Origin of the sequence: Candidatus Cloacimonas sp. (assembly GCA_035403355.1) — a bacterium.
Classification (GTDB): Bacteria; Cloacimonadota; Cloacimonadia; order Cloacimonadales; family Cloacimonadaceae; genus Cloacimonas.
This window is the reverse complement of the sequence record DAONFA010000007.1, coordinates 39,589-66,314: the sequence shown is the minus strand read 5'-3', so window position 1 is coordinate 66,314 and position 26,726 is coordinate 39,589. Positions and strand designations below refer to the sequence as shown.

At 39.5% G+C, this 26,726-nt stretch carries 25 protein-coding genes and 4 tRNA genes; 21 read left to right on the top strand and 8 right to left on the bottom strand.

The window, feature by feature from the left end; all coding sequences use genetic code 11:
• The 20 genes from PLE33_03480 to lpxK all read left to right on the top strand — a co-directional run.
• The coding region (locus PLE33_03480; protein ID HPS60305.1) for a DUF4113 domain-containing protein at window positions 1–654 on the top strand (654 nt) is incomplete at its 5' end.
• Between the two features lie 54 nt (window positions 655–708).
• On the top strand, window positions 709–1,299 hold the full coding sequence (locus PLE33_03475; GenBank protein HPS60304.1) for a YigZ family protein: 591 nt from the start codon (window positions 709–711) through the stop codon (window positions 1,297–1,299).
• Window positions 1,300–1,322: 23 nt separating this feature from the next.
• A complete protein-coding gene (locus tag PLE33_03470; protein HPS60303.1) occupies window positions 1,323–2,195 on the top strand; it encodes a ChaN family lipoprotein in 873 nt (290 codons plus the stop codon).
• Entirely contained in the window at window positions 2,192–3,010 is an 819-nt protein-coding gene (gene amrB, locus PLE33_03465; GenBank protein ID HPS60302.1) for an AmmeMemoRadiSam system protein B, read from the top strand. The genes PLE33_03470 and amrB overlap by 4 nt, the downstream gene beginning before the upstream one ends.
• 17 nt (window positions 3,011–3,027) lie before the next feature.
• Entirely contained in the window at window positions 3,028–3,573 is a 546-nt protein-coding gene (gene amrA / locus PLE33_03460) for an AmmeMemoRadiSam system protein A (GenBank protein ID HPS60301.1), read from the top strand.
• Window positions 3,574–3,624: 51 nt separating this feature from the next.
• A tRNA-Gly gene (locus PLE33_03455) sits at window positions 3,625–3,700 on the top strand.
• Between the two features lie 157 nt (window positions 3,701–3,857).
• Window positions 3,858–3,931 (top strand) — tRNA-Cys (locus tag PLE33_03450).
• A 12-nt stretch (window positions 3,932–3,943) separates the two neighbouring features.
• Window positions 3,944–4,031: transfer RNA gene (locus tag PLE33_03445), tRNA-Leu, on the top strand.
• A gap of 3 nt (window positions 4,032–4,034) precedes the next feature.
• Window positions 4,035–4,110: transfer RNA gene (locus tag PLE33_03440), tRNA-Gly, on the top strand.
• Window positions 4,111–4,149: 39 nt separating this feature from the next.
• Window positions 4,150–4,836, top strand: a complete 687-nt coding sequence (locus tag PLE33_03435; GenBank protein ID HPS60300.1) for an HAD family phosphatase — start codon at window positions 4,150–4,152, stop codon at window positions 4,834–4,836.
• On the top strand, window positions 4,821–4,970 hold the full coding sequence (locus PLE33_03430) for a hypothetical protein (protein HPS60299.1): 150 nt from the start codon (window positions 4,821–4,823) through the stop codon (window positions 4,968–4,970). The genes PLE33_03435 and PLE33_03430 overlap by 16 nt, the downstream gene beginning before the upstream one ends.
• A gap of 17 nt (window positions 4,971–4,987) precedes the next feature.
• A complete protein-coding gene (locus PLE33_03425) occupies window positions 4,988–5,680 on the top strand; it encodes a hypothetical protein (protein HPS60298.1) in 693 nt (230 codons plus the stop codon).
• A gap of 266 nt (window positions 5,681–5,946) precedes the next feature.
• Window positions 5,947–7,965, top strand: coding sequence for an agmatine deiminase family protein (locus PLE33_03420; protein ID HPS60297.1), 2,019 nt, complete (start codon window positions 5,947–5,949; stop codon window positions 7,963–7,965).
• Window positions 7,966–8,214: 249 nt separating this feature from the next.
• Window positions 8,215–9,402, top strand: coding sequence for an ABC transporter ATP-binding protein (locus PLE33_03415; protein ID HPS60296.1), 1,188 nt, complete (start codon window positions 8,215–8,217; stop codon window positions 9,400–9,402).
• Window positions 9,399–10,304, top strand: a complete 906-nt coding sequence (locus PLE33_03410) for an ABC transporter permease (GenBank protein HPS60295.1) — start codon at window positions 9,399–9,401, stop codon at window positions 10,302–10,304. The genes PLE33_03415 and PLE33_03410 overlap by 4 nt, the downstream gene beginning before the upstream one ends.
• Window positions 10,301–11,101, top strand: a complete 801-nt coding sequence (locus PLE33_03405) for an ABC transporter permease (protein HPS60294.1) — start codon at window positions 10,301–10,303, stop codon at window positions 11,099–11,101. The genes PLE33_03410 and PLE33_03405 overlap by 4 nt, the downstream gene beginning before the upstream one ends.
• Window positions 11,102–11,423: 322 nt before the next feature.
• Window positions 11,424–12,383 carry a hypothetical protein gene (locus PLE33_03400; GenBank protein HPS60293.1) on the top strand — a complete coding sequence of 320 codons (960 nt, stop codon included), beginning with the start codon at window positions 11,424–11,426 and terminating at the stop codon, window positions 12,381–12,383.
• The gene (locus PLE33_03395) at window positions 12,373–13,254 is read left to right on the top strand and encodes a phosphoribosylaminoimidazolesuccinocarboxamide synthase (protein HPS60292.1); all 882 of its coding nucleotides are present in this window, start codon (window positions 12,373–12,375) and stop codon (window positions 13,252–13,254) included. Before PLE33_03400 ends, PLE33_03395 begins: the two co-directional genes overlap by 11 nt.
• Window positions 13,251–13,628 carry a response regulator gene (locus PLE33_03390; protein HPS60291.1) on the top strand — a complete coding sequence of 126 codons (378 nt, stop codon included), beginning with the start codon at window positions 13,251–13,253 and terminating at the stop codon, window positions 13,626–13,628. The genes PLE33_03395 and PLE33_03390 overlap by 4 nt, the downstream gene beginning before the upstream one ends.
• A complete protein-coding gene (lpxK, locus tag PLE33_03385) occupies window positions 13,629–14,681 on the top strand; it encodes a tetraacyldisaccharide 4'-kinase (GenBank protein HPS60290.1) in 1,053 nt (350 codons plus the stop codon).
• A gap of 562 nt (window positions 14,682–15,243) precedes the next feature.
• On the opposite strand, the gene PLE33_03380 is transcribed toward lpxK, so the two are convergent.
• The 7 genes from PLE33_03380 to PLE33_03350 form a co-directional block, all read right to left on the bottom strand.
• The gene (locus tag PLE33_03380) at window positions 15,244–15,480 is read right to left on the bottom strand and encodes a DUF4405 domain-containing protein (GenBank protein ID HPS60289.1); all 237 of its coding nucleotides are present in this window, start codon (window positions 15,478–15,480) and stop codon (window positions 15,244–15,246) included.
• Window positions 15,481–15,689: 209 nt separating this feature from the next.
• Window positions 15,690–16,391, bottom strand: coding sequence for an RsmE family RNA methyltransferase (locus tag PLE33_03375; GenBank protein ID HPS60288.1), 702 nt, complete (start codon window positions 16,389–16,391; stop codon window positions 15,690–15,692).
• Window positions 16,392–16,393: 2 nt separating this feature from the next.
• The gene (gene dnaJ / locus PLE33_03370) at window positions 16,394–17,551 is read right to left on the bottom strand and encodes a molecular chaperone DnaJ (protein HPS60287.1); all 1,158 of its coding nucleotides are present in this window, start codon (window positions 17,549–17,551) and stop codon (window positions 16,394–16,396) included.
• 169 nt (window positions 17,552–17,720) lie between these two features.
• Window positions 17,721–19,679, bottom strand: a complete 1,959-nt coding sequence (gene dnaK, locus PLE33_03365; GenBank protein HPS60286.1) for a molecular chaperone DnaK — start codon at window positions 19,677–19,679, stop codon at window positions 17,721–17,723.
• Window positions 19,680–20,237 carry a nucleotide exchange factor GrpE gene (gene grpE / locus PLE33_03360; GenBank protein ID HPS60285.1) on the bottom strand — a complete coding sequence of 186 codons (558 nt, stop codon included), beginning with the start codon at window positions 20,235–20,237 and terminating at the stop codon, window positions 19,680–19,682.
• A complete protein-coding gene (gene hrcA / locus PLE33_03355) occupies window positions 20,237–21,286 on the bottom strand; it encodes a heat-inducible transcriptional repressor HrcA (GenBank protein HPS60284.1) in 1,050 nt (349 codons plus the stop codon). Before hrcA ends, grpE begins: the two co-directional genes overlap by 1 nt.
• 360 nt (window positions 21,287–21,646) lie before the next feature.
• Entirely contained in the window at window positions 21,647–22,048 is a 402-nt protein-coding gene (locus tag PLE33_03350) for a GNAT family N-acetyltransferase (protein ID HPS60283.1), read from the bottom strand.
• Window positions 22,049–23,065: 1,017 nt separating this feature from the next.
• Here PLE33_03350 and PLE33_03345 point away from each other — a divergent pair.
• Window positions 23,066–25,612 carry an HAD-IC family P-type ATPase gene (locus PLE33_03345; protein HPS60282.1) on the top strand — a complete coding sequence of 849 codons (2,547 nt, stop codon included), beginning with the start codon at window positions 23,066–23,068 and terminating at the stop codon, window positions 25,610–25,612.
• A gap of 54 nt (window positions 25,613–25,666) precedes the next feature.
• Here PLE33_03345 and PLE33_03340 read toward each other — a convergent pair whose 3' ends face one another.
• Entirely contained in the window at window positions 25,667–26,560 is an 894-nt protein-coding gene (locus tag PLE33_03340) for an exopolyphosphatase (protein HPS60281.1), read from the bottom strand.
• Window positions 26,561–26,726 lie beyond the last annotated feature (166 nt).

The window sequence follows — 26,726 nt, the reverse complement described above, 5'->3', positions numbered from 1 at the left end:
CAATTGCGCAATGCGGATGATAAATTTATTGAGCACTATTTAACCAGTATGGGGTTAAAAACCGTTTTGGAATTGCGTGGCTATGCTTGTATTGATTTGGATGAAGCGCCTGCTGCTAAAAAAAGTATTGTAACTTCACGCTCTTTCGGTAAACAGGTTTCTGCTTTAATTGAATTGCAAGAGGCGGTCTCTGAATATGTTACCAGAGCTGCAGAAAAATTGCGGAAACAAAAATGCGTTACCGGACTGCTAATGGTTTTTCTTTCTACAAATCGGTTTAAAGAAGGTCCGCAATATAATAATTCCCTTTCCACAACTCTCTTTCCACCTACTGCTTATACTCCCGAATTGATTAAAACAGCGCTTGACCTCCTGGAGGAATTATATTTACCGGGTTTTGAATATAAAAAGGCAGGAGTTATGCTGGCAGATATAATTCCCGAAAAGGATGTGCCATTGAGTTTTATGGAGATAAATTATCTGGATGATAAACGCAAAAAATTGATGGAAACAATAGATAAACTGAACAAAACTTATGGTCAGGATACGCTGTTTTATGCCAGCAGCGGAATAAATAAGGACTGGAAAATGAAACGCGCAAAACTTTCACCTCACTATACAACCCACTGGAAAGATATTCCGAAGGTGAAATGAAGTGCGGGAGTTCAAAGTGCGGGAGTTCAAAGTGCGGGAGTGCGGGAGTTCAAAGTGCTGTATACAATTGAAAAAAAGATAGAAAGTGAGATAAAAATAAAGCGTTCCAGATTCGTGGCTGGGCTGTATCCTCTATCCGCAAAAGAAGAGATTAAAGAGATATTGAACGAACACAATTGTCTCTTTGCCGATGCCACTCATAATTGCTATGCCTATCTTTACGGTTTGCACAGAGAAATTAGCTATTATTCCGATGCCGGAGAACCATCCGGGACAGCTGGAAAGCCAATCTTAAATACCCTGTTGCGTAATGACCTGACAAATGTTCTGGCTATTGTATCCCGTTATTTTGGAGGTGTAAAATTGGGGGTTAAGGGATTAATTACTGCCTATTCTGATGCTGTGGAACAGGCAATATCACAAAGCTATTTGATAGAGGCAAAGCAACTTATTTCGTATTCCCTGATTTGTGATTATGCCTCTTTTGAAAACCTGAAACATTCCTTTCAGGCAATCGGAGGAGAAATTGAGCAGGTAACTTGGTCGGAAGAAATAAGTTTTACTCTCTCTCTGCCTGTAGAGCAGGAAACTGAATTTCGCAAAATTATGGCTGGCAATAAGCACAAAATTCGTTTAAATTATTAGTAGAACTATTTAAGGAAGGAAGAATGAAATATCTCATCATAATCCTGATTATCATTATGAGCTTAACTATGCTATCGGCAGAGGAATATCGCATCGTAGATTCCCGCACAGGAAAGACATTAACCTTCTCGCAAATGGCTAAGGCACTGGCAAAGTATGATGTTATCTTTTTTGGAGAAGACCACGATAATGCTCTGCTCCACAAACTGGAAAGAGAACTAATCCCTTTACTGAATAATAAAAGGGAACTGATTTTATCGCTGGAAATGTTTGAACGCGATGTGCAAAGTGATTTAGATGCCTATATAGAAGGTTGGCTTGCAGAAGAGGAATTTCTGGCTAAAAGCCGTCCCTGGAGTAATTATCAGGATGACTACCGTCCCCTGATTGAATATGCTAAACAGCACAAAATAACTGTTCTCGCAGCTAATATTCCTCGTTCTATTGCAGGAAAAATGGCAAGAACGGGGGAGAACTTTGCCGAGGGATTAACCGAAGAAGATAAAAAATGGCTACCTCAGAAAGTGGATTATCCGGATGATAACTATAAACAAGCATTCCTGGCAGCTCAGGCAGAAATGCATTCGCCAATGATGAATAACAATCCGGAATGGATGTATCAAGCTCAATGCCTGAAAGATGAAACAATGGCGGAAAGCATTGTTAATGCCCTGAAATTGAAACCTAAAGCTCGCCTTATTCATTTTAACGGTGATTTTCACAGCCGCTATTTTTACGGAACCGTTAGCAGAGTTCAAGAAATGCTGCCTAAAAAGAAAATTGCGGTTATCAGCCCTACCTATAACGAAAATTGGCAAACAGGAAATTTAACAGCGGAAGAGCAAAAAGCAGGAACCTATATAATCCTTCTTCCTCTTCCAGGAGGTGAACAATGATTCGTAATCCGATGCACGCCGGAACCTTCTATCCCCGATTTGAACAACAAATCAAACGGCAAATAGAGGGCTGGATAAGTAAAGCCGAAACCCCTATTTCTTCGGAACGAGCTTTGGGGGTAATTCTTCCCCATGCTGGTTATATGTATTCCGGGGAATGCGCTACTTTGGGTATCCATAGCATTTCCCACGAAAATATTGATAGTTTCATAATCCTTCATCCCAGCCATCAGGCAAACTATTTTGATTTCAGTGTTTCCCCCTATCAGGAATATGTAAATCCCCTGGGAAATTTGGCTCTGAATATGGAACTATACAATAAAATAGCCCCTGAAGCAGACCAAAATATTCCCCTTATTTTGCATCAGGAAGAACACTCTATGGAAATTCAACTGCCAATCTTGAACTATTTCTTCCCCCAAGCAAAAATCCTGCCTATTATGATTGGAAACCAGATTCCAGCTGTCTCTAAAAGGTTGGCGGAAGTTCTGTATGAAACAATCTACACCTCTACAGAGCGGATTGTTATTCTCTGTTCTTCAGATTTATCTCACTATCATCGTGCCCGAACAGCTGAAGAAATGGATGGAATATTGGTTAAAAATGTAACAGCATTAGACCCGGAACACCTTTGGCAGGATATTCTCCATAGCAATTGTGAGGCCTGTGGAATTGGAGGTATTTTGGCTCTGCTCTATTACGCCCAACACTATAGCAATGCTAAAATGAAAGTTGTGCAGTATACCCATTCCGGAAAAGTATCCGGTAATGATTCCCAGGTAGTGGGCTATCTTTCAGCAAAACTGTATATTTAACTGAAGGAGGAGAAAATATGTTTACCCCGGAACAGAAAAAAACACTGCTTTCCCTTGCCCGAAATAGCATTAGCTCTCATTTTAAACCTCAATTTGTAACTATGCCTGAAGACCCTGCTTTCCAACCTAAACGCGGGGTCTTTGTCAGTTTACATATAAATGGCAATTTACGAGGTTGCATTGGCTATATCAAGGGCTATAAATCTATCGCCGAAAGCGTGAAAGAAATGGCTCTTGCAGCCGCTTTTCAAGACCCGCGTTTCCCTCCTTTAACGGAAAAGGAATTGGAAAGAGTAACCCTTGAAATATCTATTTTAGAAGAGCTTATTCCCCTGCAAAAAAACGAATTACCCGTAATCGGCAGAGACGGACTTTACATTCAACATCCTTACGGAAGCGGTTTACTTTTGCCTCAGGTGGCAGTTGAATATAACTGGAAACCGGAGACATTTTTGCAAGAAGTGTGTCGTAAAGCCGGTCTCTATGCGAATGCCTATCTTGATCCTGCCAGCGTTGTCTATCGTTTTACAGCCGATGTCTTCAGTGAAGCGGATACATTTTGATTGACAGAAAAGCTGACCTTAATTTTTTGGGGACTGCCTAAGTTATCTTCTGCGGGAATAGCTCAGTTGGCAGAGCGCAACCTTGCCAAGGTTGATGTCGCGGGTTCGAATCCCGTTTCCCGCTCCAGAAAATTGTTTTTTGGCAACATAGCCAAGTGGTTGTAGCCGGAGCTCGCTGTAGCTCCGCATCGTGGTTGTAGTCGGAGCTCGCTGTAGCTCCGCATCGTGGTTGTAACCGGAGCTCGCTATAGCTCCGCATCCTTGGCTTAAGAAATTGTTTTTTTGGCGACATAGCCAAGTGGTAAGGCAGAGGTCTGCAAAACCTTTATCCCCGGTTCAAATCCGGGTGTCGCCTCCAGTTATTTATTCTGCCGGAGTGGTGGAATTGGTAGACACAAGGGACTTAAAATCCCTCGAGCATCTTGCTCGTGCCGGTTCAAGTCCGGCCTCTGGTACCAAAAGCGGGAATAGCTCAGTTGGCAGAGCGCAACCTTGCCAAGGTTGATGTCGCGGGTTCGAATCCCGTTTCCCGCTCCAGTTATATTATTTCCTTGAACAATAAAGGATGTTTCCCTTATGCACAACTTCCAGGCAGTAATCTTTGATATGGATGGAACTTTAATAGATTCTATGCAGGTTTGGCGGAATGTAGATCAGGTATTTTTACAATCGCGCTTGCTGGAAGTTCCTACCGACCTTTTTGATCACCTTCCTGCTGGTAACAGCTTTATTCAAACAGCACAGTATTTTAAGGATAGATTTGGTTTACCGGATAGCCCTGAAAGCATTATGCAGGAATGGACAGAAATGGTTGGCAATTTATATGCCACGACGATTGAACTGAAACCTGGTGCCCGGGAACTGCTGAAAAGATTGCAGGAAAACAATATAAAAATAGGACTGGGCACAAGCAATTCTCTGGAGCTGGCAAAAAAAGTGCTTCTTCGCAATTCCGTGTGGCACTTATTTCAGTGTGCTGTTACCGGTGATATTAACTTAAGGGGAAAACCCTATCCCGATATTTATCGTTTAGCTGCAGAACGCTTACAGGAAAAGCCGGAAAACTGTTTGGTGATTGAAGATACTTTAACCGGTGTGCAAGCAGGAAAAGCTGCAGGAATGACTGTTTTTGCTGTTTATGATGAAGATAGCCGTGAGCATCATTCCCATATCCAAAAGCTGGCTGATGGCTTTTATCTGGATTTTGAGTCCTTAAGCGATGACCTGTTCCACCATTGGATAGAGCATTGCGACCGGAACTAAAAATCCAGTTCCAGAGGTGGACTTTGGGCTATAATCACTATCGCGGATTGAAACTGGATGAATTATATATATCTTCCGGGGAGACCTGTTTGCCCGGAAAAGCTAAAGAACTTATCCTTCAAGAAATGATTTAATTTACAGGATGTAATATATGGATTCCCGATTAAATATTATTATTGGGGCTTATGGAAGCGGGAAAAGTGAATTTTCCCTGCATTTGGCGCGTAGCTTTAAAAACCAGGGTCTGGATGTAGTTTTAGCTGATTTGGATGTGGTAAATCCCTATTTCCGCTCCCGCGAAATGCAAGAGGAATTTGCTGTGGAAGGCATAGATATTATAGCTCCGGAAGGTGAATATAAGCATAGCGATTTGCCGATGATTTCTCCCCGCATTAAAGGAGCTATTCAAAATCCCGCTAAAACTGTTATTCTGGATGTAGGTGGTGACCCTGCCGGTTGTAGAACATTAGGGCGTTTTGAAGAACCGATAAAGAAACGGGGTTACAATATGCTTTATATTGTAAATACGATGCGTCCCTTCACTTCTACGATGGAAGAGATTATCACGATGAAAGAAGGTCTGGAAGCCACTTCCCGCCTAAAAATTACAGAAATCCTTTGCAACACTAATTTGATGGAAGAAACAACCCTGGATATTGTATGCGACGGAATTCAAATCGTGGACAAGGCAGCAAAACTATTGGAGCTACCTTTCACCACTTATCTGGTAATGAAGTTATATGAAAAAATAGTTCCTGATAATTTATACGGGAAGAAAAGAGAAATTATGGCATATAACCTGAAAAAACCCTGGGAATTTCTTGTTGCCAGAGGAATTTGCTAAGCCCGCAAATATGCCTGGGAATTATCGTTATTATCCTGTTCCAATACTAAAACCGTCTGCGGTGATTTCTTCATAAATGCCAGCCATAAGAAAAACACAAAATATTAGAGTATAGCATAAAAATTGTTTATCTATTACTTACCTTGAAACTACGGTTAAAGCGTTAATAATAAACTGAATTCCAGCTTGCCCGAAAAGCACAATTGGTCTTCAATAAGAGAAATAATATATATAAGTTTATTGAACAGATAGAGGAGTATAGGTTAATGAAAAACCTAAGCTTATTACGCATCATTTTATTAAGCAGTATGCTCTTGCTTTTGCATCCTGCTGTTTTTGCACATCACGGTCTGCCTGCAGACAAAGCAGAAATTGCAACGCGGTTTACGGAAACAAATCCCCCGGTAGCACCTGTTCGTCCTATTGCTGAATTTGAACCTGCTTCGGATGTTTTAATTCGTTATCCTTTAGGCATCCCGGTTTCGCTGGTTGTCCAATTAGCTAATACTGCCAATGTAATCTGCCTGGTAAGCAGTTCCCAACAGGCAGCTGCTGTTTCCGCTTTTACCAATGGCGGAGTAAATATGAATAATGTAAGTTTTATTAATGCTGCCACGGATTCTTACTGGACAAGGGATTACGGACCCTGGTTCATTTTTGATGGCAATGGTGATTATGGAGTAGTGGATTATGTTTACAATCGTCCCCGTCCTAATGACAATTTAGTTCCTCAGGTCTTTGCTAATCAGTTGTCTCTGAATTATTTCGGAATGAATTTACAACAGACAGGGGGAAATTATATGTGCGATGGTATTAATTCTGCTGCGCAAACAACTTTGGTTTATACCGAAAACAACAATAATCAAACCGATGTAAACACTAAGATGCAACATTATTTGGGCATTACTAATTATCTGGTATCGGAAGATCCTAATAACACTTATATTGACCACATTGATTGTTGGGCAAAGTTTCTGGCTCCCGATAAAATAATGATCCGTAGCGTTCCTACCAGCCATTCTCAATATAACGCTATAGAAAATGCAGCTGCCTATTTTGCCTCCCACAATTGTGCCTGGGGTTATCCTTATCGTGTTTATAGAGTTTACACTCCTTCCAATGAGCCCTACACCAATTCCCTGATTTTGAATAAAAAGGTCTTTGTGCCCATTGTAGGAGGCAGTAATGACAATGCCGCTCTTCAAGCATACCGTAATGCTATGCCCGGTTATGAAGTGATTGGTGTTTCTCAAACCAGTTCCGCTCCCTGGGAATCAACGGACGCCTTACATTGCAGAACGCATGAAATTCCGGATAAAAATATGCTGCAAATTGTGCATACTCCCTGGCACGGTATTGTTCCCTCTGCAACTGACCTTGTTATCAACACTGAAATAACAGCCCATAGCGGGCTGCCATTATATTCCGATTCCCTTTTCGTTTGCTATCAGGTAAATTCCGGCATCTGGCAAAGAAGTTATCTGCAACCGCTTACCCGAAATAACTATACCACTTCTTTAGGTGGATTTGCCGAGGGAGATACCATTCGTTATTTTATTCACGCGGCAGACCAATCAGGAAGGAATGCAAACCAACCGATTTTTGCGGTATTAGACCCTCATCTTTTTGTAATTCAACCGGATATGATACCTCCTGTTTTAACACACACTCCCATTTCTTCAATCAGCAATCAAAGCGAGCCCATCAGTTTTATTCTGAACGCTAATGACCCAAGCGGCATCAGTCAAGTGCTTTTCCGATATCAGATAGATACTTCTCCCATTCTGTCTTTTCCGATGGATACATTAACGGATAGCAGTTATATTTTTATATATTATCCGGAATTTACTGCCGACAACCATACTTTTTTATATAGTTTCACAGCTTACGATGGAGTTAATCCTCCCAATGCAGGTTATCTTCCAGGACAGGATTTATGGTTTGAAGTTCCGATTAGCTATGTTTCCATAAGCGATGGAGAAGCAATACCTGTTATGCCGGAAGGAATTATCGGAGTTTATCCCAATCCTTATAAACCCGCAGGCAGTGAAATTATGCAGCTGAAATTTTATACGGAGTTTAATTCTCCTCTCATCTTCAAGATTTACAATCTAAAAGGGCAGCTGCTATATACGGAAAAGATATTTTCCAAGGAGAACGGAATTCAAAATATATCCTGGAACGGACGTGACTTTAAAGGTAATTTTGCCTCCAACGGATTGTATCTGATAGAAATTTTACAGGGCTCTAAAAGCTATAAAAGCAAGTTAGTAATAGTAAAATAGAGCAATGTTGAAATTCAGCTACAAAGAAAAGGAAAAAAATCTACATTTTTCGCTTGACAAGATTCTGCTGCTATTTATAAGTGTCTTAAGTCTACAGACCCTACATAGAATGCCCTCCGAACAGTGGGGATGCCGCCCGGCATTCCCCACTGTATTTTTTTGCTTATTAAATTTGAGGTAAGGTAAATGAAACTGTATATTCTTAGCGTCAGCTTATTTCAAAAGCTGGCAAGGCAGGTATAAACAAAGTTGGAAGAAATCCATCTGGAGTGTTTAAGCAAGGATTTTGACGGCTTTGTTGCCGTGGAAAATGTGTCGTTAACAATTAAAAGCGGAGAGTTATTTTCGTTCTTAGGACCAAGTGGTTGCGGTAAAACAACGCTGTTAAGAATGATTGCCGGTTTTGAAATTCCCAGCGCCGGCAGAGTTTTAATTGGCAATAACGATATAACCTATTTACCGCCTTATAAAAGACAGGTAAACACTATTTTTCAGAATTATTCTCTCTTTCCGCATATCTCTGTATTTGATAATGTTGCCTTCGGTTTAAGAATTCGGAAAACTCCCAAAAATGAAATTAAAAGCAGGGTGATGGAAATGCTCTCGCTGGTTAAAATGGATGATCAGGCAAAAAAATATCCCGACCAGATTTCCGGTGGACAAAAACAGCGCGTAGCCATAGCCAGAGCTTTAATTAACCAACCCAAGGTTCTTCTTTTGGATGAACCCCTGGCTGCCTTAGACCTGAAACTGCGTCAACATATGCTGATTGAACTGATGAATATTCACGACGCTGTGGGCATTACCTTTATTTATGTAACTCACGACCAAAACGAAGCAATGAGCATTTCCGATCGGGTTGCTGTTATGAATTACGGCAATATTATTCAAGCAGGACCTCCGGATGATATCTATGAGCGTCCAAATAGTATTTTTTCGGCATATTTTATTGGAGAGACCAATTTAATTTGCGGTGAAGTTACCGGTATTGAAGATGACTATGTGCAAATTAAATGCCCCGATGGCACAGGAAACAGCTTAAATATAGACAGCACTTTTCATTTTCAACCTGTTATAGGACAGGAATTAACCGTTTCTTTAAGACCCGAAAAAATAGCCATTTCCCGTAATAAACCACGCTATCAGGAAGATATAAATATTCTCCGGGGAGTGATTGAAGATATTTTATACCTCGGCTCTCACACTCAATACATCGTTAGAGTAGGAGCTCTTAAAATTAGGGTTTTCAGTCAACATAAACGGGTTTATTTTGACGATAAAGCATTGGACTGGGAAGAGCCGGTCTGGCTTTTCTGGCATGATACCGATACCTGGTTGATAGACCAAATTCCGGAAAATGTGTTAACTGCGGAAGAGCTTTCCGAAGGCGGGGTAAATCATTATCAGCGTTCTATCAAACGCTCTGCGGTAGAATGAAAAACAAGCGGATAGTTAATTCCAATAATGCTTTACAGCTGGCAACAGACCGCCGAAAGAATTTCACCTCCTGGCTTTTGTCTGCACCTGCTTTGCTGTGGTTGATTTTCTTTTTCTTAATTCCCTATTTAATAGTAATTATCTATAGTTTTCTAACTGCCGATATATACGATGTGAAGTTTGCCTTTACTCTGGACGCATATCGGCAAAGTTTCACTTCTGCTTATCTGCATACTTTTTATTTATCTTTCCGGCTTGCTTTGTTAACAACGCTCCTTTGTTTTCTGCTGGGTTTTCCTGTTGCCTATTATATTGCCCGAGCAAAAGATAAAGTAAAAAACACGCTTTTGATTTTTATTATTATTCCCTTCTGGACAAATCTGATTATTCGCATCTTTTCCTGGCGTATCTTTCTTGCCTATAACGGGGTGCTGAATAATCTTCTTCTAAGTTCAGGTCTTATTTCCAAGCCCCTGGAAATTATGAGAACAGACCTTGCCGTCATCTTAGTTATGGTCTATGTTTATTTACCCTATATGATTTTACCTTTATACAGCGTGCTGGAAAAACTGGATTGGACTTTGCTGAATGCCGCAATGGATTTGGGAGCTAACGAAGTTAAGTCCTTTTTCCGAGTAACCTTACCCCTATCCAAAGAAGGTATTTTTGCCGGTGGGTTACTGGTTTTTATTCCTGCCTTAGGTTCATATTTAATACCTCAACTGGTAGGAAATCAGCGTTCGCTCTATTTAGGACAGGTAATCACTTATAAAGTAAAAAATATTCCCCGCAACTGGCCTATGGCTTCTGCATTGTCATTAACCCTGTTATTAATTGTAGCTGTGTTTTTGTTATTGATCTATTTTCTTTACCAACAAAGTAAATCCCGGAGACAGGTTTGAAGCGCTTTTCCTTAGGTAGATTTTTTAAAGGGATGAATTTAACTGCTTTCACCCTGGTGATGGTCTTCCTCTATATTCCTATTTTGATTTTGATTATCTTCAGTTTCAACGATGCTAAAATCGTTACCGGCTGGAAGGGCTTTACTTTTAAGTATTATGCTCTGCTTTGGGAAAATAAAACCATTCTGGAAGCTTTTAAAAACACAATGCTTATTGCGGGACTCTCCACCCTTATATCTACGGTTTTAGGGGTATTGGGAGCTTTGGGTCTGGAATATCATAAATTCAGCGGACGCAAATTATTTTCTGCTTTAATCTATGTTCCACTGGTGATTCCGGATATTTTAATGGGGGTTTCGCTGGCTTTGTTATTTAATTTTACGAGGGTTAATACGGGAATGCTGACTGTTTTAATTGCTCATATCACTTTTTGTATCTCTTATACCATTATCGTTATCCGCAGTCGTTTAGAAGGATTTAATTATTCCTTGGTGGAAGCGGCTATGGATTTAGGAGCAAAACCTGCTACTATTTTTTGGAAAATAAAATTACCTCTTATTATGCCGGGAATAATTGCTGCGGCACTTTTGGCTTTTACTTTGTCCATTGATGATTTTATTATTACCTTTTTCACTTCCGGAAGGGGATTTGACACCCTGCCTATTTATGTGGAAGGTGCCATTAGAAGAGGAACTATCACTACTATCAATTCTCTTTCCACAATTATGATTGGCTTCACTTTACTGTTAGTAGTAACCACAAAACGCATTCGGAAAATCGTAATTTCTTCCCTGTAACAAGCAATAATATATCAAACCCGGAATGAACAGGATTAAAATTCAAGAAATACTACCGGTGGTAATTATTTTGCCTGCAATTTGCAAGACCGCTACCGGTTTTTATACTGCGCCTAATACCCTGCCAAGTTGAATCTTTTATGCTGCTCTAATATATCTTTAACGATTCCTTAACAAAGTTAAGGCATTGTTAAAGGATCGTTAAAGAGTCATTAAAAAAATGAGCAGGCATCAGGTAGTGAGGCAAACATTACGGTGTTTCCCCTTGTTGCTTTTAGCGGATTTCGTTTGACATAAACTATCACTAAAGAATTGTTGTTGTATGGATACAATAAAAATAGATAAGAATATACAGAATCATTTAGATACACTGCCTAAGGGCTGGGTTTTTTACTTGTTAAAAAGTGAAAGAGAAGAGCTCTATGCTGGTTACTCTGCCAATTTGAAGGTAAAGCTGAATTTCCTTTCCGATAAAGCCCAGGAAGGTGGAATTTATAAAGAAATGTGGAATCAGGCAGATGAATTGAGCTGGGTAACATACCCTCAGGCAATATCCGCATTAATTCATTATAAATGTTATCTAACGGAAAATTCACCTCTCTATCAATATCAGATTTTGCCTTGGGCAGAATATGTTTATTTAGCGCTGGATTCCCATCGTTTTCCCTTTATTACAATTCAGGAACATACAAATGATGACTGGTTGTATTTAGGTCCTTTTCGCAGTCGTTTTTTCCTGGTAGATGTGCTTGATATCTATGCGCGAATATTAAAATTACCTGCTTGCGAGACAGGTGAATATCCCTGTGAAAAAATGAAAAATAATTTATGCCGGGGCTGGTGTTTAGCACTCTCGGAAAATTCTGAAACCCAGTCGGAATATGGTTCCGATAAATTGGAATCACTTTTAAAAGAGGCATTTCTGGTGCCTGAAAACGGTATTTTGGAACTTGTTCAACAGGAAAGAAAGAGATACTTTAATGAACTGGAATTTAATAATGCCTCCCTGCTGGATGATGAAATAGATATGTTAAGCAAATACCGTGAATGGCTGAAATTTCTTATTTCCGCTAAACATTTGGAATATGAAAGTGACGAACTGCAAATACAAAAAGGCAAAATCACCTATTGTCGCTTTCAGAACAAAGATTATCATTTTCCTGTTGACACTACTGAATTTCGCATAAATGAGACCCTTGCTCTTAATTTGGATAGTGTTGATGAAAGCAAAGTTATTTACTCTTTTTTTACAGAAGAGGTAAGGAGTTTGAATGTTCAATGAAATTAGCAAATTGGCGATTGTAAAGCAAAGTCGTCAAGGTAAAGTGCGCGATATATACGATTTGGGAGAAACTTTGTTAATAGTTAGCACAGACCGCATTTCCGCATTTGATGTGATTTTCCCTAATCCCATCCCCGATAAAGGAAAAATATTAAATGCTATTTCCGTTTATTTCTTTCAAGCCACATCAGATATTATTCCCAATCATTTTATCGCTGCTAACATTTCTGAATATCCTGTGGAGTTACAGCCCTTTAATAAATATCTGGATGGTCGCAGTATGCTGGTGAAAAAAACACGCGTAATCCCCTTTGAATGTATCGTGCGTGGTTATCTTAGCGGCTCTGCCTGGAATGAATATAAAAAAAGCAATACAATTGGAGGAATGCTGATTGCGGAAGAAATGCAGGAAAGCCAGAAATTCCCTCATCCCCTTTTTACTCCCAGTACAAAAGTAGAAAGTGGTCACGATGAAAATATCAGCTACCGCGAATTTATGAGTAGGATGGATGAATCCCTCGCTGTTTATATTAAAGACAAAGCTCTGGAACTATATTCTTATGCCCACGATTTAATGCTAAAAAAAGATGTTATCCTGGCTGATACAAAATTTGAATTTGGCACAATCGGTTCGGAAGTTCTGCTGATTGATGAATTGTTTACTCCGGATTCTTCCCGCTTCTGGTCTTTGAATGACTACGAAATCGGCAAAAATCCTAAAAGCTACGATAAACAGTTTATTAGAAATTATCTGGAAAATAGCGGTTGGGATAAACAATCCCCTCCACCTCCCTTACCTGAGGAAGTGATTGAACAAACCAGGCAAAAGTATTTAACAATCTTTAAAATTATCACCGGTAAAGAATTGTGAAGACAAAAAAGATTATCTGCATTGTAGATGACGAAGAAGAACTGGTTGAAAACCTGAAAATTGAACTGGAAGCTATGAGACCGGACTGGAAAATACTCACTTTCAATGAAGGAATGCTGGCAATCCAGGAAATCGTGAAAGGTAATGTTGACCTCGTAGTTACGGATATTGCTATGCCCGATATGGATGGCTATGAATTGTTTTGGAGAATTAAGGACTACAACGAAAATATTCCTGTGATTATGATGACCGGTTTTGGTTATGACCCCAATCATGTGCTCGTGCGGGCTAAAGTTGACGGTTTGAAGGATGTTCTTTATAAACCCTTTGAAACAGAAAAACTGGTGGATGTAATTGAATCCCACCTGAAATAAATGGATGCTAACAAGTTAATCCAAAATCACCTTTTAAAACGCTCTCCTCTATCATATACCCTTTATCCGGCAAGTGTAATATATGGCTGCTGGCAAAACCAACGCAGAACTTATTATCAAAAAAAAGCTTATCAAGCACCTTGCAAAATAATCAGCATCGGAAATATAGTTAGCGGCGGTTCAGGAAAAACACCTCTGACTATTTTACTGGCAAAACTATTGCTGGAAGCAGGAAAAAAGGTAGCTGTATCTCATCGTGGCTATAAAGGCGCTTTGGAAAATAACCCTCATCTTATTGCTAATGATTCAGGTCTGCTGTTTGATGTTCAACAAACTGGTGATGAGGCATTTTTAATTGCTTCCTCTCTGCCTGAAGTTCCTGTAGTTGTTGGCAGAAAACGCAAAGAAGCAATTCAGCTTTTACTGCAAGAATATCCTGATTTGGAGATAATTATTTTGGATGATGCTCTGCAACATTATTATGTTTATAGAGACCTGGATATTGTAAGTTTTGATGCCTCTCTTGGACTTGGCAACGGCTTTGTGATTCCTGCGGGTTATTTAAGAGAACCTCTTGCAAATATCCCCCCCCAAAGCATTGCTGTTATTAATCATAAAAATGAACAACAAACACCACTACCCTGGCTGGAAAGAATTATCCGCAAAGGATTGCCTGTATTTCATTGTTTTGGCTCTCCTTCCTGTTTCCAGAATTCAGATAACGATACTATTCCTCTTACCTTCTTAAACAATAAAAAGATAGTCCTGTCCTCTGCAATTGCCAATCCTGCTTCCTTTGAACGGAGCGTTCACACTTTGGGTTTGTCCTTTATGAAACACTATGCCTTTCCAGACCATTATGCTTTTCAAGACCTCTGCCTGCCGAATAGATTGCTGGAGCTGAACCCGGACTATATTCTCTGCACTCAAAAGGATATTATGAAACTGGCAAAATTTGAACCTTTAAGAAACCGTTTGCTGGCATTGAAACTTGAATATCACTTTGATCAGGAAGATAAATTTCTCAGCCGGATACTAAGTTATGTAAAATAGTAATTCCCCGGTTTGCTGATGTCCCCGTCAACCAAAAACCCGGAAGGTTGACCTCCTGGTCAACCAAAAACCGGATTGCTGATGTCCTCGTCAACTAAAAACCCGGAAGGTTGACCTCCTGGTCAACCAAAAACCCGGAAGGTTGACCTCCCCGTCAACCAAAAACCGGATTGCTGATGTCCCAGTAAACTAAAAACTCGGAAGGTTGACCTCCTGGTCAACCAAAACCGGATTGTTGATGTCCTCGTCAACCACTTCCCCGTCTTTTTCGCTACTGAAAAGTTCACTGGATCTAAACAGCCCGGTTGCAAGTGGAACGACAAAATATCCTTCTTCCTTAACTTACCTCTTCCCAATTCTATTTTTAACGCTGTAATATAACTCGTAGCAACGGAAAAACTTATCAAGTGAAATCTGTGTTATCTGTGTAATCTGTGAGAGGTAAAAATATGGTAACAAGCACTGCCATACAAATTCGTAAATAATCTAAAAGTTATCTCAGAAGTGATAACTCCTGATTTAAACATTAGAGAAAATAGATTCTCTGTTTAACCAACCAATATTATTTTTTCTTTGGTTTTATGCCGAAAATCTGACTTTTAATCCATTGCCAGTTATAAGCAATATGAAAGATAGCTAAAATAACAAAGAGAAATCCGCAAATTTCGTGAATTTCTTTAAACCCGTAAGCATCATAGTTAAACAATTCGGAAATCTTGTAGGTTATTATCGCTGCAACAGCAATAAAAATAACACCGAACATAATAGGATTGAGTATCTTTAGCTTTTTGTTATTCATTGAACACTCCTTTTATTAAGAAGATAATTCAAATTCACTTTCAGGCAAATTGAATTCACCGGAAAGAAAAAGAATATAGCACAATAATCAATTAGCGATATGGTGCTATAGTGAACAATAATGGCACTTGCTCTTATCCTTTAAGCAAGCCATCAGCTTCCCCTTCCCTATTTTCCATCCCGTTGCTGTTTTTCTTAATATCTCTTTGGTTAATAAACTTGAAATTGAGCGGATACAGCTATGGCTGCTGTTTCTGCTCTGGTTATATTACTGCAAATAGAGATTGAGAGAATATCCTGTTGCGCAAAAAAAGAGAATTCCTCTTCACTGAAGCCACCTTCAGGACCTACAATAAAACAAGATTTAATATTATTCGGTAAAATGGATATTCTTTGAGCTGGTCTTTGTTCAGAGCATAAAACGGGTATCCAGTCCTCGGCAAGAATCTTTTTTAATGCCTCTTTTAAAGAAAGCGGCTCATTAATTCTCGGTAACCAGGGATTATCGCATTGTTTTATGGCAGATAGGGCAATGCGTTCAAAACGGGAAACAGTATTTTGGGAAGGAGCTCGCACACTATAATCAGTTAATAAAGGATAGAATGCAGTAACTCCCAATTCACTACATTTCTCAATCACTAATTCATCATTCCTTTTTTTCAAAAGGGCAAAAGCAATAGCAAAAGGTCTCTCCGGGAAAGGAACTTTTTCTCTTTTAATAATTTCAATAACAGCATTATCTTTATTAACCTCAGTCAGCTTCCCCTCTGCCATTAAACCCGAACCACTGTTTAAGATTAATGTTTCTCTGCTTTTTATGCGTTTTACATTGATAAGATGATGAAATTCGTCACCTTTAACAATTATGATATCTTTATCCTCGCTTAAATCAGGAACATAAATTGAAGGCATTGTTAACTAAAATACCCCTTCATTTTGGAAAGAAAACTTTTACCTGGTTTCAGATCTCTTTTCAGATCAAATTCCCTTAAACGCTTATAGAGTTCGGCTTCTTCATGAGAGAGTTTTGAAGGAATTACTACCACCGTTCTTACTATTTGATCTCCTCTGGAATAACTGCTATGACTTTGAATTCCCTGTCCCTTCAAACGGAATAATCTACCGCTTTGAGTTCCGGGTGGAACCTTCATTTTTACAGAACCCGTGAGAGTTGGCACAATAATTTCATCGCCTAAAACAGCTTGTGAAACGCTAATAGGATATTCCAGAATAATGTCATTCCCATCGCGTTCAAAAAGGTCATCCTGTTTCTGATGGATAAGAACAAGAATATCGCCTCTGCTTCCACCGCGGGCTCCTACATTACCCTGTCCTCTTAAGCGAATATATTCTCCTTCTCCAATACCGGGAGGGATATTAAATTTGATTTCTTTAACGATGCCTACTCGTCCCTCTCCATAACATTTACTGCATTTATTTTTTATGATTCTGCCTTCGCCATTGCAATTTGGGCATTCGGACACTGTCTGCATTCGTCCGAAAAGTGACTGACGAATTTGCCTTATTTGTCCTGTTCCTTTACAGTGAGGGCAGGACTCAGTTTTTCCTTCCGCACTTCCGCTTCCACCACATTTCTCACAGGGTTCTTTGATGCCGATCTTAACGGTTTTTTCTACCCCTTTGGCAATTTCCTGAAGTGAAAGAGATAGTTCAATTTGCAGGTCTTCACCTCTGTTTGATCGGTTTGAGCTGCGTTGAGTTCTACCTCCGAAACCGCCTCCGAAAATAGTGTCAAAGATACTGCCAAATCCGTCTCCAAAGATATCACCCAAATCACTGCGATGCATAAAGTCCTCCCAGGAGAAACCGGCTCCACCAAACTGGTTTTCTAATCCTGAATGACCGTATTGATCGTAAATCTGTCTTTTCTCCTTATCGGAAAGCACTTCATAAGCTTCGCTTGCTTCTTTGAACTTTTCTTCTGCTTCTTTATTATCGGGGTTTTTATCAGGATGATACTGCATTGCCAATTTCCGGTATGCCTTTTTGATAGTGGCATCATCGGCATTTTTATCCACCCCCAGAATTTCGTAATAATCTCGTTTTGCCATTAATTAACCTCTTAAAGTTTTCACTTATTTATCAGAACAACTTATAAACTAATCATTAACTCTCGTATATTCTATCCTGCTACCTGTTTTAAGGATTAGACGGATTAACGCGGTTAAAAATATTTGTAACCGCATTAATCCTCTAAATCCGTCTAATCCGTTTTTTTAACTATTTATCATCCACAACTTCAAAGTCGGCATCAATGGGACCTTCCTGCTTGGGTTTTTCTTCCTGAGAGTTCTGTTCATAGCTCTCGGAATTAAAACCGCCTGCATTGGGGTCATATCCTTCTCCACCGGCACCTTGTTGTTGTTGCATATTGGCATAAATAACCTCACCTAAGTGTTGGGCTTTTTTGGCAAGATTTTCTTTTATGCCGTTAATTTCTGCAGCGTTTGATGCCTTTTCCATTCGTTCTTTAGCACTTTTTATTTCTTCTTCCAATTCGCTTTTTTCGCTGCTGGAAAGCTTATCTCCATATTCGCTCAAGCTCTTTTCCGTGCTGAAAATTAAAGTATCCAGTTCATTTTTGGCAGCTACGAATTCCTGGCGTTCTTTATCTTCTTCCGAATGCAATTCCGCATCTTTAATCATTCTATCTATATCTTCTTTACTGATACTGCCGGCACGATCAATTTTGATGGATTGTTCTTTACCTGTGCCTTTATCTTTAGCTGATACATGCAAGATACCGTTAGCATCAATATCAAAGGTAACTTCAATTTGAGGAATTCCTCTGGGTGCAGAGGGAATTCCTACCAGGTCAAAACGCCCTAAGGATTTATTATCTGCAGCCATGGGACGCTCACCTTGTAAAACATGAATCGTCACTGCAGTTTGGTTATCTGCTGCCGTAGAAAAAACCTGGCTCTTCTTGGTTGGTATAGTTGTATTGCGCTCAATCAGTTTGGTCATCACTCCACCCAGGGTTTCAATTCCTAAAGATAGAGGAGTTACATCCAACAGCAGCACATCGCTTACTTTTTCATCTCCCGAAAGGATTGCACCTTGGATGGAAGCGCCAATAGCTACAACTTCATCCGGATTCAAACTGCGATTTGGCACTTTGCCGAAGAATTTTTCTACTGCTTCCTGGACTGCGGGAATACGCGTGCTGCCACCTACCAATAGAACTTCCTGAATTTCTGAAGAACTTATTTTAGCATCTTCCATAGCTCTTTTACAGGGACCTAAAGAACGCTCTACCAGGTCAGCAGTTAAGCGATTAAATTCTGCTCTGCTTAAATCCAGATTCAGATGTTTCGGTCCTGTAGCGTCGGCTGTGATAAACGGCAGGTTAATATTAGTGGTAAGAGTTCCAGATAGCTCTATTTTAGCTTTTTCGGCTGCTTCGCGCAATCTTTGCATTGCCATCGGATCGCGGGATAAATCCATTCCTTCCTGCTTTTTAAATTGTTCCAGAATCCAATCAATAACTCGTTTGTCAAAATCATCACCGCCTAAATGAGTATCGCCGTTGGTAGAAAGAACTTCCACAACCCCTTCAGAAATATCCAGAATACTGATATCAAAGGTTCCGCCACCCAAATCATAAACAGCTACTTTTTGTTCCTTCTTATTTTCCATTCCATAAGCCAAAGCTGCAGCCGTGGGTTCATTGATAATTCTTTTCACATCCAGTCCGGCAATGCGTCCGGCATCTTTTGTTGCCTGACGCTGGTCATCATTAAAATAGGCGGGAACGGTTATTACAGCTTCAGTAACTTTTTGTCCCAAATATGTTTCTGCCGTTTCTTTCATCTTAGTTAGAATCATTGCCGATATTTCCTGAGGTGTATAGTCCTTGTTTTCCATATCAATGTGGACTGCTGCCTGATTCTTTAAACCGCGAATTACCTTAAAAGGCACTTGCTTAATTTCCTGGGTAACTTCGTCATACCCTCTACCCATAAAGCGTTTTATTGAATAGACGGTATTCTGAGGGTTGGTTATTGACTGGCGTTTTGCCAACTGGCCTACCAATCGTTGACCATCCTTAGTAAATCCAACTACTGAAGGAGTTGTTCTACTTCCTTCCGCATTGGTAATAACTACTGGTTTGCCACCTTCTACGACGGCAACACAGGAGTTTGTTGTTCCGAGATCAATTCCTATTATTTTTCCCATTTATTCCTCCTGGGATTCATTATTTATTTTTGTTCCGTTGGAAACCGCCACCCGAACGGGACGCAGAACTTTATCATACATCTTATATCCGTTTTGGATGATGGCTGCAACAGTATTTTCTTTTTGGTCACTGGGAATATGAGCTAATGCTTCATGAAACTCCGGATTGAAGGGTTTCCCCAGTGCCTCAATTTTTTCCACACCTTCTTTTTCCAGAACTTTGCGAAGCTGCTGTTCAATCATCAGCACTCCTTTTCCGAAGGGAGTAGATTTTTCTTCTTCCGTCCCTTGCAGAATAGCGCGTTCAAAATTATCCAGCACATCGCAAACTTCCAAAGCAAATTTCTGCGTTGCCAGGCGTATCCAATCAGCTTTTTCCGCATTGGAACGCTTGCGAAAATTCTCAAATTCCGCCATACAGCGCAGGTATTTATCTTTCCATTCTGCTACTTCATTTTCCAGTTCTGCTGTTCTATCCGGTTGCTGTTCTGGCGTAACTTCTTTAGTAACCGTTTCTTTCTCTTTTAGTTCCGCTTCTTTCTGTGCTTTTTTATCCATCACTTTATCTCCTGAGGCACGACCATTCCGCGCCTTGTTGTATTGGTTATAGTTCTTGCTACATCCCTGATAAGGGGAATCAGCTTACGATATTCTGTTCTTACAGGTGCTAAAACACCCAAATATCCAGGTATGCCAAAGACCTCATATTTAGAATAGATAAGGGCAAAATCCAGCCAGTTGTTGATGGCAAAATCCTCACCCAAAATCACATTCGTTTCTTTATCACTTTGATATTTACGCATCGTGTTAAGCAGAAAATCCTGGCTTTGTAATAAGCCCATAAACTTCAGAATATTCTTTTTAGAATCAAATTCTTTCTGCTCCAGAAAGCTTATGCTGCCATCATAGTGAATAAAGAAATCGCTAATCTCTATAAATGCCTTATGCAATTCCCTTAAAAACCAGCTAACTATACTGTTATCAGCATTTTTCTGCATCTCCAGTAAAACTCTATTCGCAATGTCATAAATCTGCAAACCCACCAGTTCATCGTTCAAATAGCGAACCAGTTTTTTCAGCTGTGCTTCTGTAATATCATTATCGCATTTCAAAATCACCGTTTTATCCAAACCGGAATCCAAACTCATAACAAATATCAGCTTATCTTCACCTATTGAAAAAACATCCAATTTGGCTAAATAACCGCTGGAGACCTCCGGCTCAGCAACAAAAGAAAGCTGATCCGTTTCCTTTGCCAAATTCTCCATTATATAATGTAAAGCTCTGGGTGTATCTTTATAGTTACGAACCAGTAAACTCCGCAATAAATCCATTCCTTCATAGCTGACCTTTTCTATTTCCGGTTCAATTAACCGTAAATACTCTCTGTAGCCCTTAATAGTAGGAATTCTTCCTGCCGAAGTATGCGGCTGGGAAATCAAATTCATCTGTTCCAGTTTCAACAAATCCAAACGCAATGTAGCTGAGGATACATTACGCAGATATTTCTCATTCAGTATCCTGGAAGACACCGGTTCGCAACTGACTATGTATTCATCTACCAGTGCTTTAAGGGTTTCGTTAAGTCGCAGCTGATTCTTTTTCATTGTCTCCACCGTTATTTTTTTCTTAGCAGTCCCATTTATGAACTGCTAATCTAAAGACAATTTAATCAACTTTGGAAAATTGTCAATCTAAAAGTGAGAGTGCTAAAAAAAATATTTCTCGCTTCCTCTTTTCTTCCCTATCCACATTCAAATTGTTGAATGCTCAAGTTTCGCCTTCGCTGTTGAATGTTCCGCAGCGGTGAGGGTTCTATAAATCCCCCTCACCCCAAGTCATCTACCTGATCTGCGTTGCTTATCTGCGTGAAATCTATGAAAAATCAATTGATACTTCGTGTTAATCTGTGGACAGAAAAACCGTACAGGTGGACGCCGTTCCGCCTATATATTGACGGGGATTCATCAATCGCCACTACCAAGATCCTTTTTAAGATATATCATATCAATAAGTTGGATATCGCCTACAAATATGGGATGGTCATAATTGTCTATCATAAAATTCTTCAGGCGATGCGATCTTTGGAATCCGCAGCCTTCATAAAAGGACAAGCTTGCCGGAGTTTCCCCAGTCCCCACCAGCATCGTTTTGAATTCTTTCTTGTAATAATCGCAAATATAGCTTACCAGGGTTCTGCCGTAACCTCTGCCCTGGTACTTTTCGTATGTCGCTATGTTCTTCAATTCACAGGTATCGCTGTCTATCGGCACTACAATGCAAATGCTCTTCAAATCATCATCATACAGGGCAAACATATCGCCCTTTTCCAGATATCTATCAATCATATCCTCTTGCTCGTCAGCCAATAACAAGAGGTCAAGGAATTGCTTCCTATTCCTGGTAATCATATCAATCTTTATCATTTATCGCTTTCTCCTCATCCATTCGTTTTTTATTTTCAGTTATAAAATTAAGGCATAATGATTCCTGTCAATAGAAATATCGCTTGGTTGGCATTCCCATATTTTTTTACCGGAACCTTATTTTCATTTGATGCCGGTCGATACGTTCTGCTAAGCTTAGTTTTCGTTTATACTGGATAATAAAGTTAATGCATACTGAAATGACTTCAGCTATTCTATAGTATATGAATTCTTTAGGTATAGATAAATCTTCTTTTTTGTAGTTTATTATTTTAGGGGATCCATCGGCGAATTTGGCAAGATACTCTTTAGCTATATAGCTGAAAAACAATGCTAAAGTCATGAGAGCATTAATATTTTTCATAACATATCTAACTATACAACAGTGTGCTATAACTTATCCACAGCATTTTTTGGGGGGACTGACTGGCAATTGTAAGATAAAACAAAATATACTATTGCTGTCTCTGATCCTCCTTTCCTAAAGCTATTAATTTAGCGTTTATCATACCTTAATCAAGCGTTTACTATTAACGCTTGATTAAGGTTAGATTAACACTTGATTTATGCTCTCTATATAGGGCGAAAAGCGGTGTCTGAGTTGAGTTCAAAATGTTGGTGTAAATACTAACTCATTTTATTATAGAAACTTGACAATTTTTCTTGCACGAATTCGGTGGTTTAATTCTGTATTGCTATCATTGTGGTCTCCAAATGTTTAATTGATCCCATAATTGTGAGACCGCCATTTTTGTTAAGCTTCTTATTTCAAATTATTATAATAGTTTTCTGTCCAAAAATATGAGTTATCCACATCGTTTTTTTGTGGGAATGCCTTAAAAGTGAGAGTGCTAAAAAAAATTTCCCGCTTCCTTTTATCTTCCCTATCCACGAAACGGTTTTCCTTGACTAAAAACATAATTACTGATAACAAGATTTTATTTTGTTAGAGGAGATAAGATGAAGGAATACAGTAACTTGAAACAGGGCTTGACCACCCAAGAAGTGGAAGATAAATTAAGACAGGAAGGGTATAATGAACTGCCAGGTTCAAAAGCTCGTAATTTAGGTAAATTGATTTTGGATGTAATAAGCGAGCCAATGTTTATTCTATTGGTTTCCTGTGCTGTTATTTATTTCTTTTTAGGGGATTTGCAAGAGGCAATTGTTTTAACCGCGTCCGTCGTAATTGTTATGTCAATTGAACTTTTTCAGGAACGCAAAACGGAAAAAGCTTTGGAGGCATTGAAGAATTTATCCAGCCCACGAGCTTTAGTTATTCGGAATGGAGAACAGATCAGAATTCCCGGGAGAGAAGTAGTTACTGATGATTTAATTGTGTTAGCTGAAGGTGATAGAATTCCTGCTGATGCTTATATCCTGGAAAATAATTTACTTAGCGTTGATGAATCGCTTTTAACAGGGGAATCTGTTCCGGTTGGAAAACGGGTTTGGAATCACCAGGAAAGACCCTCCACTCCCGGAGGAGACGATTTACCTTTTGTATATTCCGGAACATTAGTTGTCAGCGGCAGAGGCATAGCTCAAGTTTTTGCCACCGGTGAAAGAACTGAATTAGGTAAAATAGGTAAATCCCTGAAAAATATAACTGAAGAGGAAACCCGGCTTAGCAAGGAGACAGGAAGATTAGTTAAATACTTTGCTATCTTTGCCTTGCTTATTTGTGCCTTTGTCGTAATCGTTTTTTATATCACCAGAAAACATCTGATAAATGCAATGCTTACAGGTATCACTTTGGCAATGTCTGTATTACCTGAAGAATTTCCAGTAGTTCTAACCGTTTTTATGGCTTTGGGTGCATGGAGGATGTCCAGAAAAAATGTGCTGGTTAGAAGATTACAGGCAATTGAAAGTTTGGGTTCTGCTACAGTTTTATGCACCGATAAGACAGGAACAATTACTTACAATAAAATGACCCTGCAAAGAATAGTCAATAACAACGAGAACATAGCTTTAAATAGTGTCGCAACTTTGTCTGAGCCAATTCGTAAGACACTAATTTACAGCGTATTAGGCAGTATGAAAGAACCCTTTGATCCAATGGAGAAAGCAATTCATATTGCCTTAATAGATTCTGATGCTTCTTCTTATACGGAGCTGCAAAAATATCAGGAAATAAAAGAATATCCTTTAACTGATGAGCTCCGAGCTATGGCAAAGGTATGGAAAATTCCCGGTAATCCAAATAACACAATTGCGTTAAAAGGTTCTCCGGAAGCAGTTTTAACACTCTGCAAAATCAATGCGGAAGAAACCAATGCCATAATGAATCAGGTTTCAGATTTGGCAGAAGAAGGGCTTAGAGTTTTAGCAATTGCCTCTTGCGAATTTACTAAAGATGCTTTACCTGAAAAGCTGACTGACTTATCTTTTCACTATTCAGGGTTAATTGGATTAGCTGATCCGATTAGAGAAACAGTTCCGGAAGCTGTTAAAATATGTTATAAAGCTGGAATCAGGATCATAATGATTACCGGTGATTATATTGGAACAGCAAAAGCAATTGGTAAACAGATAGGGCTTAAAAATGTTGATAATGTTATATCGGGTAGTGAGTTAGACCAAATTTCCGATAAAGAATTAGCAGAAAGATGTAAACAGGTATCAATTTTTGCCCGGGTAGTTCCGCATCAGAAATTAAGAATTGTGCAGGCACTTAAAACCAATGGAGAAATTGTAGCTATGACGGGAGATGGAGTTAATGATGCCCCGGCTTTAAAAGCTGCTAACATAGGTATTTCTATGGGTTTAAGAGGAACGGATGTAGCGCGTGAAGCATCAGCTATTGTTTTAACGGATGACGATTTTTCGTCCATAGTAAGCGCTGTCAAAATGGGAAGACGAATTTATGATAACTTGCGCAAATCCTTCACTTATGTATTTTCTTTACATATTCCTATTGCCGGGATGGCAATGATTCCAGCAGCGTTTGCGGATTACCCGATTATCTATTTTCCTGTTCATATCGCTTTTCTGGAGTTGATTATTGATCCTGCCTGCTCCATTGTCTTTGAAATGGAGAAGGAAGAGGAAAATATTATGGAACGACCTCCGCGCTCAGCAGAAGAAAGTTTGTTTGGCACAAAAAGGTTAGTAATTGGTGCCCTGCAAGGTTTGGGAGTATTGTTATTATTGGTTATTATGTATTTTTGGGGAATCAATAACGGAATGGGGGATAATCATTTAAGAGCCCATATTTTTACAACTCTGGTTTTTTCCAATCTGATGCTGATCACTACCAATCGCAGCTGGCAAAAGAACCTTGTGCAAATTATCCGAACCCCCAATAAAGGTATGACTTTTTTGTTTTTAGGCGTTTTTGCCATCGTTTTGTTGATGACTCAAGTGCCTTCAATCACAAACATATTTCATCTGGAAGCAATGAGTGTAATGGAAACGCTAACCTGTCTAATTTTAGGCAACTTAAGTGTTGCCTGGTTTGAAATATACAAGCTTATTGTGAATAAGAAACCGGATAAGAAATAACTAACGGAATAGCATAGCGATTTGATATTTATGAAGTTGCAAATTCTGCGTGCTTCATATTATAACTAAGCCCTGTCTAATTCCGCGAGTAGAGACAATAAAATTATCTTTGCCACTGGCTTTCAGTAAAGTCCAATAAATCAAGTCAGCAGCCAGCATAATATCGGCTCGCTCACCTTCCATTCCGGGAATTTGTTTACGCTGTTCAAGGTTTGTCGTTATATAAAGGTAAATTTGTCTTTCCAGTTCGTTTAAGGTTATTTCATAGCCATCTGCCTCTTCTGGAGAAGAAATTCTACCCTCGGAAGCAACGCAGGCACAGACATAGACCCCTCCCCCGGCACCGATAAAAGTATCCTGTATTTTAAAGGATCGGGGTAAATTTAGGTAAACATTCTTAACCAATTCCTCAAAGTCAGCTTGGGAAATGGGATCGCTGTGAACATATCTTTTTGTAAAATTCACAGCTCCCACAGGAAAACAGGTTGCTTTATGGATAAGTCCCTTGTCCCCGTTGATAATTTCTGTGCTGGCTCCTCCGCTGTCAAAAATAGTTATTGGTTGTAAGGGTTTTTTAACCCCGCTCAGCACTCCTTTCCATTCCAAAAATGCTTCCTGTGCTTCATCAATAATAGTTAATTTAATTCCTGTTTCTTGAACAATACGGTTTACAAATTCTTGTTTATTAATGGCTCTGCGGATTGCTTCTGTGCCGACAGCGCGAATTTCTTCAATTTTGTAAGCAGAAAATACATTCTCCTGCAAATTTTTTAAAATAGCGATTGTCCTATCCTGAGCTGCTAAGGAGAGAAAATCTTGTTTGTTTAGGGCAGACGCAAGACGGGTCTGAAATCTTAGGTCTTTCAGACAAATAAATCCCTCTCCCCTCTTTTCGGCAATCAGACATTTGAGGGAATTGGAACCGCAATCTATAGTCGCTATTTGCATACGGGTGAACGGGTTAACAGGTTAACAGGTTAACAGGTGAACGGGTTAACGGGTTAACGGGTGAACAGGTTAACGGGCTAACGGGTGAACGGGTTAACAGGTTAACAGGTGAACGGGTTAACGGGTTAACGGGTTAACGGGTTAACGGGTTAACGGGTTAACGGGT

Bases quoted from the DNA above. Each gene is read 5' to 3' on its own strand.
- PLE33_03375 (HPS60288.1), bottom strand. From the start codon at position 16,391: ATGCCTTCAATTTATGTTCCTGATTTAAGCGAGGATAAAGATATCATA.
- PLE33_03400 (HPS60293.1), top strand. From the start codon at position 11,424: ATGGATACAATAAAAATAGATAAGAATATACAGAATCATTTAGATACA.
- amrA (HPS60301.1), top strand. From the start codon at position 3,028: ATGTTTACCCCGGAACAGAAAAAAACACTGCTTTCCCTTGCCCGAAAT.
- PLE33_03410 (HPS60295.1), top strand. From the start codon at position 9,399: ATGAAAAACAAGCGGATAGTTAATTCCAATAATGCTTTACAGCTGGCA.
- hrcA (HPS60284.1), bottom strand. From the start codon at position 21,286: ATGAAAAAGAATCAGCTGCGACTTAACGAAACCCTTAAAGCACTGGTA.
- PLE33_03435 (HPS60300.1), top strand. From the start codon at position 4,150: ATGCACAACTTCCAGGCAGTAATCTTTGATATGGATGGAACTTTAATA.
- PLE33_03380 (HPS60289.1), bottom strand. From the start codon at position 15,480: ATGAATAACAAAAAGCTAAAGATACTCAATCCTATTATGTTCGGTGTT.
- dnaJ (HPS60287.1), bottom strand. From the start codon at position 17,551: ATGGCAAAACGAGATTATTACGAAATTCTGGGGGTGGATAAAAATGCC.
- PLE33_03425 (HPS60298.1), top strand. From the start codon at position 4,988: ATGGATTCCCGATTAAATATTATTATTGGGGCTTATGGAAGCGGGAAA.
- amrB (HPS60302.1), top strand. From the start codon at position 2,192: ATGATTCGTAATCCGATGCACGCCGGAACCTTCTATCCCCGATTTGAA.
- lpxK (HPS60290.1), top strand. From the start codon at position 13,629: ATGGATGCTAACAAGTTAATCCAAAATCACCTTTTAAAACGCTCTCCT.
- PLE33_03470 (HPS60303.1), top strand. From the start codon at position 1,323: ATGAAATATCTCATCATAATCCTGATTATCATTATGAGCTTAACTATG.
- PLE33_03340 (HPS60281.1), bottom strand. From the start codon at position 26,560: ATGCAAATAGCGACTATAGATTGCGGTTCCAATTCCCTCAAATGTCTG.
- PLE33_03395 (HPS60292.1), top strand. From the start codon at position 12,373: ATGTTCAATGAAATTAGCAAATTGGCGATTGTAAAGCAAAGTCGTCAA.
- PLE33_03345 (HPS60282.1), top strand. From the start codon at position 23,066: ATGAAGGAATACAGTAACTTGAAACAGGGCTTGACCACCCAAGAAGTG.
- dnaK (HPS60286.1), bottom strand. From the start codon at position 19,679: ATGGGAAAAATAATAGGAATTGATCTCGGAACAACAAACTCCTGTGTT.
- grpE (HPS60285.1), bottom strand. From the start codon at position 20,237: ATGGATAAAAAAGCACAGAAAGAAGCGGAACTAAAAGAGAAAGAAACG.
- PLE33_03420 (HPS60297.1), top strand. From the start codon at position 5,947: ATGAAAAACCTAAGCTTATTACGCATCATTTTATTAAGCAGTATGCTC.